The sequence below is a fragment of the Streptomyces sp. NPDC001941 genome (assembly GCF_040296945.1).
Classification (GTDB): domain Bacteria; phylum Actinomycetota; class Actinomycetes; order Streptomycetales; family Streptomycetaceae; genus Streptomyces.
In genome coordinates this window covers 1-10,311 of sequence record NZ_JBEOYE010000172.1, presented here as the reverse complement: position 1 = coordinate 10,311, position 10,311 = coordinate 1, and the positions used below count along the sequence as shown (strand labels likewise).

Annotated in this window: 9 protein-coding genes; 4 read left to right on the top strand and 5 right to left on the bottom strand. The window is 73.7% G+C overall.

What is annotated here, in order from left to right; all coding sequences use genetic code 11:
- Nucleotides 1–236: 236 nt before the first annotated feature.
- Together serA and ABT160_RS45295 are read left to right on the top strand one after the other, a co-directional pair.
- The gene (gene serA / locus ABT160_RS45300) at nucleotides 237–1,829 is read left to right on the top strand and encodes a phosphoglycerate dehydrogenase (RefSeq protein ID WP_351655822.1); all 1,593 of its coding nucleotides are present in this window, start codon (nucleotides 237–239) and stop codon (nucleotides 1,827–1,829) included.
- Between the two features lie 94 nt (nucleotides 1,830–1,923).
- Nucleotides 1,924–2,532, top strand: coding sequence for a TetR/AcrR family transcriptional regulator (locus ABT160_RS45295; protein ID WP_351655820.1), 609 nt, complete (start codon nucleotides 1,924–1,926; stop codon nucleotides 2,530–2,532).
- Nucleotides 2,533–2,581: 49 nt separating this feature from the next.
- Here ABT160_RS45295 and ABT160_RS45290 read toward each other — a convergent pair whose 3' ends face one another.
- Complete coding sequence (locus ABT160_RS45290; RefSeq protein WP_351655818.1) at nucleotides 2,582–3,850, bottom strand: PucR family transcriptional regulator; 1,269 nt, start codon at nucleotides 3,848–3,850, stop codon at nucleotides 2,582–2,584.
- A gap of 195 nt (nucleotides 3,851–4,045) precedes the next feature.
- Here ABT160_RS45290 and ABT160_RS45285 point away from each other — a divergent pair, with 195 nt between their 5' ends.
- Both ABT160_RS45285 and pruA read left to right on the top strand, forming a co-directional pair.
- Nucleotides 4,046–4,972 (top strand): proline dehydrogenase family protein, encoded by a 927-nt coding sequence (locus tag ABT160_RS45285; RefSeq protein WP_351655816.1) that lies wholly within the window; start codon nucleotides 4,046–4,048, stop codon nucleotides 4,970–4,972.
- Between the two features lie 44 nt (nucleotides 4,973–5,016).
- Complete coding sequence (pruA, locus tag ABT160_RS45280) at nucleotides 5,017–6,648, top strand: L-glutamate gamma-semialdehyde dehydrogenase (protein ID WP_351655814.1); 1,632 nt, start codon at nucleotides 5,017–5,019, stop codon at nucleotides 6,646–6,648.
- A gap of 161 nt (nucleotides 6,649–6,809) precedes the next feature.
- Here the strand turns inward: pruA and ABT160_RS45275 are convergent, their stop codons facing one another.
- From ABT160_RS45275 to ABT160_RS45260, 4 genes are all read right to left on the bottom strand, one after another.
- Nucleotides 6,810–7,565 (bottom strand): DUF1206 domain-containing protein, encoded by a 756-nt coding sequence (locus ABT160_RS45275; protein ID WP_351655823.1) that lies wholly within the window; start codon nucleotides 7,563–7,565, stop codon nucleotides 6,810–6,812.
- 119 nt (nucleotides 7,566–7,684) lie between these two features.
- Nucleotides 7,685–8,389, bottom strand: a complete 705-nt coding sequence (locus ABT160_RS45270; protein ID WP_351655811.1) for a nitroreductase family protein — start codon at nucleotides 8,387–8,389, stop codon at nucleotides 7,685–7,687.
- Between the two features lie 40 nt (nucleotides 8,390–8,429).
- On the bottom strand, nucleotides 8,430–9,632 hold the full coding sequence (locus tag ABT160_RS45265; protein WP_351655808.1) for a lysophospholipid acyltransferase family protein: 1,203 nt from the start codon (nucleotides 9,630–9,632) through the stop codon (nucleotides 8,430–8,432).
- A 5-nt stretch (nucleotides 9,633–9,637) separates the two neighbouring features.
- On the bottom strand, nucleotides 9,638–10,311 hold a 674-nt coding region (locus ABT160_RS45260), incomplete at its 5' end, for a phosphatidate cytidylyltransferase (RefSeq protein ID WP_351655806.1).

The following is a 10,311-nucleotide window of genomic DNA, read 5'->3' as shown; positions in this document are numbered from 1 at the left end:
CCGCGGGGGGGGGGGCCCCCCACCCCGCCCCCCCCCCCCCCGCGCTTCTTGGGACACCGTGTCCAACCACGGACGGGTGATCCTTACGGGACGGCGGAATGAGCGCGCCGCCTCCGCACTACACTGCTCATTCATACGCGTCAGGCCCACAGCGTCGTGCGTCTTCCACGCGGCTAGCCCCTCCACCGCCTGCGGCCGTCGGGACGGCCGTCCGCACTGCACCTGTGAGGATTCACGTGAGCTCGAAACCCGTCGTACTCATCGCTGAAGAGCTGTCGCCCGCCACCGTCGACGCCCTGGGCCCGGACTTCGACATCCGGCACTGCAACGGCGCGGACCGCGCCGAGCTGCTGCCCGCCATCGCCGACGTCGACGCGATCCTGGTCCGCTCGGCCACCAAGGTCGACGCCGAGGCGATCGCCGCCGCGCGCAAGCTGCGGGTCGTGGCCCGGGCCGGGGTCGGCCTGGACAACGTGGACGTCTCCGCCGCCACCAAGGCCGGCGTGATGGTCGTCAACGCCCCGACCTCCAACATCGTCACGGCCGCCGAGCTCGCCTGCGGCCTGCTGATCGCCACCGCGCGCAACATCCCCCAGGCCAACTCCGCGCTGAAGAACGGCGAGTGGAAGCGCTCGAAGTACACGGGCGTGGAGCTGGCGGAGAAGACCCTGGGCGTGGTCGGCCTGGGCCGCATCGGCGCGCTGGTCGCGCAGCGGATGTCCGCGTTCGGCATGAAGGTCGTCGCCTACGACCCCTACGTGCAGCCCGCGCGGGCCGCGCAGATGGGCGTGAAGGTCCTCTCCCTCGACGAGCTGCTCGAGGTCGCGGACTTCATCACGGTGCACCTGCCCAAGACCCCGGAGACGCTGGGCCTGATCGGCGACGAGGCGCTGCACAAGGTGAAGCCCTCGGTGCGGATCGTCAACGCCGCGCGCGGCGGGATCGTGGACGAGGAGGCGCTGTACTCGGCGCTGAAGGAGGGCCGCGTCGCGGGCGCCGGCCTGGACGTGTACGCGAAGGAGCCGTGCACCGACTCCCCGCTGTTCGAGCTCGACCAGGTGGTCTGCACCCCGCACCTGGGGGCCTCCACGGACGAGGCGCAGGAGAAGGCCGGCATCGCGGTCGCGCGCTCCGTACGCCTGGCGCTGGCCGGTGAGTTGGTCCCGGACGCGGTCAACGTGCAGGGCGGCGTGATCGCCGAGGACGTCAAGCCGGGGCTGCCGCTGGCCGAGCGGCTGGGCCGGATCTTCACCGCGCTGGCCGGCGAGGTGGCGGTCCGCCTGGACGTCGAGGTGTACGGCGAGATCACCCAGCACGACGTGAAGGTGCTCGAACTCTCCGCGCTCAAGGGCGTGTTCGAGGACGTGGTCGCGGAGACCGTGTCGTACGTGAACGCGCCGCTGTTCGCCCAGGAGCGCGGCGTCGAGGTCCGGCTGACCACCAGCTCGGAGTCGCCCGACCACCGCAACGTGGTCACGGTGCGCGGCACCCTCTCCGGCGGTGACGAGGTGTCGGTCTCGGGCACCCTGGCCGGGCCGAAGCACCTGCAGAAGATCGTCGCCATCGGTGACTACGACGTGGACCTCAACCTGGCCGACCACATGGTCGTGCTGCGCTACGAGGACCGTCCGGGCGTGGTCGGCACGGTCGGCCGGGTGCTCGGCGAGGCCGGTCTGAACATCGCGGGCATGCAGGTGGCGCGTCACCAGGAGGGCGGCGAGGCGCTGGCCGTGCTCACGGTCGACGACACCGTCCCGGTGAACGTGCTCGGCGAGCTGGCCGACGAGATCGGTGCCACCTCGGCCCGCTCGGTGAACCTGGCCGACTGAGGCCCGGGGCGTCAGGGGCCCCGCGCGCACTCCCGTACCCGGTTCTTATACGCACGTCTTACACGTGCGTATAGGAGCCGGGTATGCTGCTGTCATGGGACACCGCGAAGATCTGCTCGAAGGCGCCAAGCGCTGCCTGCTGGAGAAGGGCTACGGCCGGACGACGGCCCGCGACATCGTCGCCGCCTCCGGGACCAACCTGGCCTCCATCGGCTACCACTACGGCTCCAAGGAGGCGCTGCTCAACCAGGCCTTCCTGGCGGTGACCGAGGACTGGGGGCACGCGGTCGGGCCCGCCGGCGCCGGTGCGGAGCTGCCCGCCGAACCCTATGAGCGCTTCGAGGCGATCTGGTCCGGGCTCATCGACGCCTTCGACACGAGCCGCGCGGTGTGGAAGCTCCAGATGGAGATCGTCGGCCGGCTCGACGAGGACCCGGCGCTGCGCGAGGAGGTCCTGCGGGCGCAGCGCGACGGGCGGACCGGGATGGCGGAGGCCTTCCTCGGGCTCGACCCCGAGGAGGACCCGGAGAAGGCGCGGGTGGCGGGCCTGTTCACCCAGGCGCTGGTGGCCGGGGTGATGGTGCAGTGGCTGGTGGACCCCGAGAGCGCCCCCTCGGCGGCGGACCTGCGCGCGGGCCTGGAAGTGGTCATGGAGCGCCCGGGGAGCGGGTCGGGCGAGCGGGAGCCCGGGGAGGCTCCCTAAGGACCCCGAGGAGGCTCCCTGGCGAGGCCCTCGGTGGCGAGGCCCTCGGTCAGTACAGCTTGGCCGACTTCAGGGCCATGTGCAGCAGCAGCCGGTCCTCGCCCTCGTCCAGGTCCAGGCCGGTCAGCTGCTCGACCCGGGAGAGCCGGTAGTAGAGCGTCTGGCGGTGGATGCCCAGGGCCGCCGCCGTGCGCCCCGCCTGGCCCGCGCAGTCGAGGAACACCTCCGCGGTGCGGGCCAGTTCGGGATGGGCGGGGGAGAGCAGGGTGCGCACCGAAGGGTCGTGCGCGGCGGGCAGCGCGGTGAGCAGCCGATAGGGCCCGATCTCCGACCAGCGGGCCAGCGGGGCGAGCCGGGGCTGGGCGAGCGCGGCGCGCGCGGAGGCCAGGGCCTCGCGCCAGGCCGCGTCGAGGTCGGCCACGCCCCGGCGCGGGTCGGAGAGGCCCGCGACGGTCGCCGGGGCGGCCGAGTCGCGCAGCCGGGTGGCCGCGTTGACGGCGGGGGAGAGGGCGTCGGCCGAGCGCAGCCGGACCAGCACGGCGAGCGCGTGGACGGCCGGGCGCGGGGGCTCGGGGGCGGCCGCGGCGGGGGCGCCGGAGCCGGTACGGCTGCCGGGGGCGCCGCTCGCGGTGGTGCGGGACGCGGTGCGGGAGGCGCCGCGCGGCTGCGGGGCGGGCGCGGGGGCCGGGGGCGTCCACGGCAGCGTGCACACCGCCGCGGCGTTCGGGGTGGTGCGGGGCGAGGGCGGGTCCTGGGTGGGCCACGGCGCCACGCACACCAGCGCGTGCGGCCCGTCGGCGGCCGTGCCCAGGGCGGTGCGCAGGGCGGCCAGCGCCATGTCGTACTGCCAGCCGCGCTCGGCCGTCAGGGCCGCCCTCAGCTCCCGGGACAGGTCGGCACCGGCCCGCTCCTCGTCGGCGAGCAGGCCGCCGATGCGCGCGGCCACCTCCATCGCGGCGGCCAGCCGGTCCCGCGGGGGGCCCGGCTCGGCGTCGAGCAGCCAGACGTAGCCCAGGGCGACGCCCCGGTGGCGTACCGGCAGGCAGATCCGGCCCCGGAAGACCCCGGCGTCCGGGGCGGCCGGGATGCGCACCGGGCCGGTGGCCCGGGCGATCCCGAAGCCCTCGAACCAGGCGCGGACCGCCGGGGTGGACTTGCGGGTCAGGATCGAGCGGGTGCGCACCGGGTCCATCGCGAGGTCGTCGTCGCTGTCGTGCGCGCCGAAGGCGATCAGGCCGAAGTCCCGGTTCTCCAGGGTCGCGGGGGCGCCGAGGAGCGCCGAGATCTCGTCGACCAGGTCTTGGTAGTCGCCCTTCACCCGAGCATTCTCGCACCGCTCGCGCCCCATCTCAGACATTTGTCTGAGATGGCGGCCACGGATGCGTGACAGCTGTCGATGGCAGAGGATCGAAGCGATCCTTAGGTTTCACGGTGGTTCTCCGTGCCGTTACGGTTTCGTACTGATTCAGCCCCGTTCCGGCCCCCTTCAACCCCTGCTCCTTGGAGGTGCCCCGTGCTGGCTCCCGTGATCCTCGCCGCGTCCCGCAGCGAGAAAATGCGCTCGTTCGTGTCGGCGGCGCCGGGCACCAAGCAGGTCGTCGACCGCTTCATCGCGGGCGAGACCGTCCAGCAGGTGGTCCCGATCGTGCAGGACGCCGTCGGCAAGGGCCTGGAAGTCACCCTCGACGTCGTCGGCGAGGACATCACCACCCGCGAGCAGGCCTCCGCCGCCCGGGACGCGTACCTGGAGCTGGTCCAGCACCTCAAGGAGCTGGGCCACGGCGCCAAGGCCGAGATGTCCGTGAAGCTGTCCATGTTCGGCCAGGCCCTGGAGGGCGGCCACGAGCTGGCGCTCGCCAACGTCCGCCCGGTCGTCGAGGCCGCCGCCGCGATCGGCACCACGGTCACCCTGGACGCCGAGGACCACACCACCCTCGACTCGATGTTCGCCATCCACGAGGAGCTGCGGAAGGACTTCCCGGAGACCGGCTGCGTCATCCAGGCGTACCTCTTCCGCACCGAGGCCGACGCCCGCCGGCTGGCCGCCGCGGGCTCGCGCGTGCGCATCGTCAAGGGCGCCTACAAGGAGCCCGCCGAGGTCGCGTACCAGGACAAGGCCGAGATCGACAAGGCGTACGTGCGCATCCTGCGGATCCTGATGGAGGGCGAGGGCTACCCGATGATCGGGTCCCACGACCCGCGCCTGATCTCCATCGCCCAGGAGCTGGCCCGGCGCGCCGGCCGCAAGCTGGACGAGTACGAGTTCCAGATGCTGTACGGCATCCGCAGCGACGAGCACGTGCGGCTCGCCGCCGAGGGCCACCGCATGCGCGTGTACACCGCCTACGGCACCGACTGGTACGGCTACTTCATGCGCCGTCTCGCGGAGAAGCCGGCCAACCTGCTGTTCTTCGCCCGCTCCATCCTCACCAAGGGCTGAGCAACCCGCCTCCCCCGACCCCCGCAAAGGAGACAGGACACCTCATGGACGCCGTCACCCAGGTCCCCGCCCCGGTCAACGAGCCGGTCCACGGCTACGCCCCGGGCTCGCCCGAGCGCGCCCGCCTGGAGGCCAAGCTCAAGGAGCTGGCCGAGAACCCGATCGACCTGCCGATGACCATCGACGGTGAGAAGCGGATGGGCGGTGGCGACGAGTTCAAGGTCGTCCAGCCGCACAACCACAAGGCCGTGCTCGGCACCTTCCGCGGTGCCACGCAGCAGGACGCGCAGGACGCGATCGACGCCGCGCTGGCCGCCGCCCCGGCCTGGCGCTCGATGTCCTTCGATGACCGCGCCGCGATCATCCTGCGCGCCGCCGAGCTGCTGGCCGGACCCTGGCGCGAGACCCTGGCCGCCTCCACGATGCTGGGCCAGTCCAAGACCGCGCAGCAGGCCGAGATCGACACCCCCTGCGAGCTGGTGGACTTCTGGCGCTTCAACGTCGCCTACGCCCGCCAGATCCTGGCCGAGCAGCCCCCGGCCAACTCCCCGGGCGTGTGGAACCGCATGGACCACCGCCCGCTGGAGGGCTTCGTCTACGCGATCACGCCGTTCAACTTCACGGCCATCGCGGGCAACCTGCCGACCGCCCCGGCCCTGATGGGCAACGTGGTCGTGTGGAAGCCGTCCCCGACCCAGACCCACGCCGCCGTGCTGCTCATGCAGCTCCTGGAGGAGGCCGGTCTGCCCAAGGGCGTCATCAACCTGGTCACCGGTGACGGCATCGCCGTCTCCGAGGTGGCGCTGAACCACCGCGACCTGGCCGGCATCCACTTCACCGGCTCGACCCGCACCTTCCAGCACCTGTGGAAGACGGTCGGCAACAACATCGAGAACTACCGCTCCTACCCGCGCATCGTGGGCGAGACGGGCGGCAAGGACTTCGTGGTCGCGCACCCCAGCGCCGACCGCGCGATCCTGAAGACCGCGCTGACCCGCGGCTCCTTCGAGTACCAGGGCCAGAAGTGCTCGGCCTCCTCCCGCGCGTACGTCCCGGCGTCCATCTGGAACGACGGGTTCAAGGAGGAGTTCGCGGCCGAGGTCGACGGCATCACCATGGGTGACGTCACCGACCTGTCGAACTTCATCGGCGCCGTCATCGACGACCGCTCGTTCGCCAAGAACAAGGCCGCGATCGACCGCGCGAAGTCCGACCCGGCCTGCACGATCGTGGCCGGCGGCAGCTACGACGACTCGGTGGGCTACTTCGTCCGCCCGACGGTCATCGAGTGCACCGACCCGGAGAACCCGGTCTTCAAGGACGAGTACTTCGGCCCGATCCTCGCGGTGCACGTGTACGAGGACGACCAGTACGACGCCATGCTGGACCAGATGGAGTCGGTCTCCGACTACGCGCTCACCGGCTCGGTCATCGCGGGCGACCGCGCCGCCGCCGCGCACACGATGGAGAAGCTCCGCTTCGCCGCGGGCAACTTCTACATCAACGACAAGTCGACCGGCGCCGTCGTCGGCCAGCAGCCCTTCGGCGGCGGCCGCGCCTCCGGCACCAACGACAAGGCCGGCGCACCGCAGAACCTGATGCGCTGGACGCTGACCCGCGCCATCAAGGAGACGCTGGTCCCGCCGACCGAGTACGGCTACCCGCACATGGGCTGACGCCCCCGGAGGGTGCCGCGAGGCACCCGCCCCCACCGGCCCCGCCCCTGTCCTGGACCCCCAAACCAGGACGGGGGCGGTCCTGTTTCCCGCGTACGGACGTCCCCGCACGTGTCCCGCGTACGGACCGTTCCTGCACGTGTCCCGCGTACGGACCGGCCCTACACGTGCCGCCAGCGGGCCATGGCGAAGGAGAACAGGCCGAAGAGCGCGAGCCCGACGGCGACGGCCACCAGCAGCCAGGGACCTGCCGGGGTGTCGGCGAAGGAGCGCAGGGTGTCGTCCATGCCCTTGGCCTCCTCCGGCTTGAACTTCACCGCCGCCCGGACCACGAAGATCCCGGCCGCGACCGCGATCAGGCCGCGTGCCGTACCCCCGCCCACGCCGGTCACGTCGGTGAACCGGCGGGCCTTCTTCGACATCTCGCCCAGCTTCAGGTGCTTGTGGTACTTGCGCATGATCGCGCGGACCGCGATCGCCACGCCGATGCCCGCGACCACCAGGCCCGCGATCCCGACCAGCCACTGCCCCGCCGGCAGGCCCAGCGCCTTGGCCGTGATGTCACGGGACTGGCGGTCGCTGGAGCCGCTGTTGGAGCCCTCGTCGCCGGTGGCGAAGGCGAGCACCGAGTAGGCGACGAAGCCGTAGAACACCGCCCGGCCGCCGCTCATCAGCCGCTTGCCGGTCTTGGAGCCGAAGACCGCCTCCGACAGTCGCCACAGCGCCATCCCGGCGAAGCCGATGCCGATCAGCCAGAGCATCACCACGCCCAAGGGCTTCTGGGCCACCTCGGCCAGCGCCCCGCCCCGGTCGGCCTGCTCCCCGCCACCGCCGAACGCGATGCGCAGGGCGAGCACGCCCACGAGCAGGTAGATGACGCCGCGCGCCGCGAAACCCCAACGGCCCGCCACTTCCAGAGCTGTGTCCCGTGCCTGGGAACCCGTAACCGCCGCTGTATTCGTCACGGCGCGCGTGTGCCCCCGGCGGCGGTGCGGAAACGGTTCCCCGCCTGTCGCGCCCCGCCGGGGGAGCCGGCTCAGACCTCGACCATCACCTGGTCCAGGGCCTTGCGCACCAGGTCCGGGACCTCGCAGTCGTCGGCCGGGTATCCCACCGGGACCACCGCGAACGCCTTCTCGTTCTCCGGGCGCCCCAGCACCTGTGACAGGAAGCGCATCGGGCTGGGGGTGTGCACCAGGGCGGCCAGCCCGCTCAGGTGCAGGGCGGACAGCAGCATGCCCACCGCGATGCCGACCGACTCGTCGACGTAGTAGTGCTTGTGCTTGGTGCCGTCCTCGCCCAGCCAGTAGCGCTGCTGGAAGACGACGATCAGGCCCGGCGCGTCCGTCAGGTGCGTCTTGACGGCGTCCGTGCCCAGCGGGCGCAGCGCCGCCAGCCACTCCTCGCCGAGCCGCCCGTCGTAGGAGACGCGCTCCTCGTGCTCGGCGGCCTCGCGGATCGCGCGCCGCACCTCGGGGTCCTTGACCAGGACGAACGTCCAGGGCTGCTGGTGGGCGCCGGACGGCGCGGTGGCGGCGACGGCGATCGCGTCGCGCAGCACCTGCTCGGGCACCGGGTCGCTGGAGAACTGCCGTACCGTGCGCCGCTGCCGCATGTGCGCGAGCAGCTCGGCCGCGCGCGCCCGTGATTCGGCGGCGGGGACGCGCTGGGGGCGGTACGGGACGGATCGGTAGGCGTCGCCGTGGATGGGCGACCACCGCTGTTCGGCCGTGGATGACATGGCTCCGAGTGTGCTGCCCCCGGTGCGTCCTGTCGATCAGTCAGTTCCAGCCCGCGACGATCAGCCAGAGTCCGGTCGTGAACCCCGCGCCGAGCAGGGCGAGGTAGCGCCCGTAGTGGCGCCGCCAGCGGCGCAGCAGCAGGCCGAGCGCGCCGAAGCCGGCGCCCACGGTGAGGGTGCGGGCGCCGCGCGCCTTCGCCGACGCGGCGAGCCAGTCGGCGGAGCCCGTCCCGGCGCGGCCCGCCTCGGCGGCGTACACCTTGAACGGCACGCCGTTCCACGGCTGGTGGCGCACCGCCCGGGCGCCCTCCGCGGCCAGTTGCGCGCGCACCTCGACGCGCATCCGCTCGGTGGTCAGCGGGGCGGGCGGGTGGGCCCCGGACGCGGCGAGCTGGAGGGCGAGCAGTCCGCCGGCCAGGCTGCCGCCGAGCGCCGCCAGCGAGAGCGGCACCGCCCGGCGCGGCACCGCCACGCACACCGCGCCGAGCAGCAGCTCGGGCATCAGCGGCCAGCTCAGCGCCTCGGCGAAGGCCCAGGCGAACGCCAGCGGCAGCCCCCACCGGGAGGCGACGACCGCGGCCACCCGACGGCGCGCGGGGGAGTCCCGCAGCGCCTCGGCGTTCGTACGGGAGTGCAGCGCGGCCACCGCCGCGCGCGCCTCCTCGGCGTCCGCCCCGGGCGGCAGCGGGGCGCCGACGCGCACCCGCACCAGGGCCGAGCGCAGCCGCCCGTGCTTGGGCAGCAGCCGGTCGGTGCCCGCGATCCCCACCGGCACCACCGGCACCCCCGCCTCCCGGGCCAGCACCAGGGCGCCCCGGTGGAAGGAGCCGACGGGTCCCGAGCCGCCCCGGGTGCCCTCGGGGAACAGCACCACGACCCGGCCCGCCCGCAGCCGGGCGGTGTGCGCGAGCAGGTCGGCCGTGCCGCCGCCGGTGCGCCGCACCGGGAACCCGGCGGCCAGCCGCCGGCAGATCCGGCGCCGCCAGGCGGAGGCGAACCAGTAGTCGGCCGCCGCCCCGATCACCGGGCGGTGCCGGGCGTCCAGCGCGGCCAGCAGCGCCGCGGTGTCGGCGTGCGAGGAGTGGTTGGCGACCACCACGCAGCCGCCCCGGGGCAGCCGGCCGCGCCGCTCGACGCCCCCGGTCAGGGTGAGCACCGTCCACCACAGGGCGCGGCGGGCCAGGGCGCCCGCGAGCCGCTCCCCGGTGGCGGTCCGGTCCTCTTCGGCCACGGTTTCGGTCACGGTCCTCACGCGATCACCATCCCGATCAGCAGGGCGGGCAGGAGCGAGTCGATCCGGTCGAGCAGCCCGCCGAAGCCGGGCAGCCAGCTGCCCGCGTCCTTCACCCCGGCCTCCCGCTTGACCATCGACTCCAGGAGGTCGCCGAGCACGCACCCGGCGGCGACGGCGGCCCACAGGCCCGGGGAGAGCGCCCCGAGGGCCCACAGGACCAGGCCGCCCGCGACGACCGCGCCGAGCACGCCCGCCCACGTCTTGTTCGGCGACAACGGGGACAGCGGACGGGACAGCGGTCCGCCCCGCCCCAGCGCCTTGCCCCCGCACCACGCCCCCACGTCCCCCAGCGCCACCGCAAGGCCCACCGCCACCGCCGTGTCCCCGAGCAGCACCAGGCCGGTCAGCGCCGCCGGGACCCACAGCAGCCCGAAGGCGGTGCGGGCGGCCCGGGTGAAGCCCCGCTCCGCGTCCCCGCCCAGCAGCGGCGGCAGCGCCGCGGCCGGCAGGAGCAGGCCCGCCGCCCGGGCGTCCAGGGCCTCCGGCGCCCACCACGCCAGGCCCGGCAGCAGCACCGCGCCCGCCGCGAGGACGGCCAGGTCCCCGGGGCGCAGCCCGGCCAGGCGCGCGTACTCGCCCGCCGCGACCAGGCCCAGCGCCGCCGCCAGCGCGAACGCCCCGGCCCCGC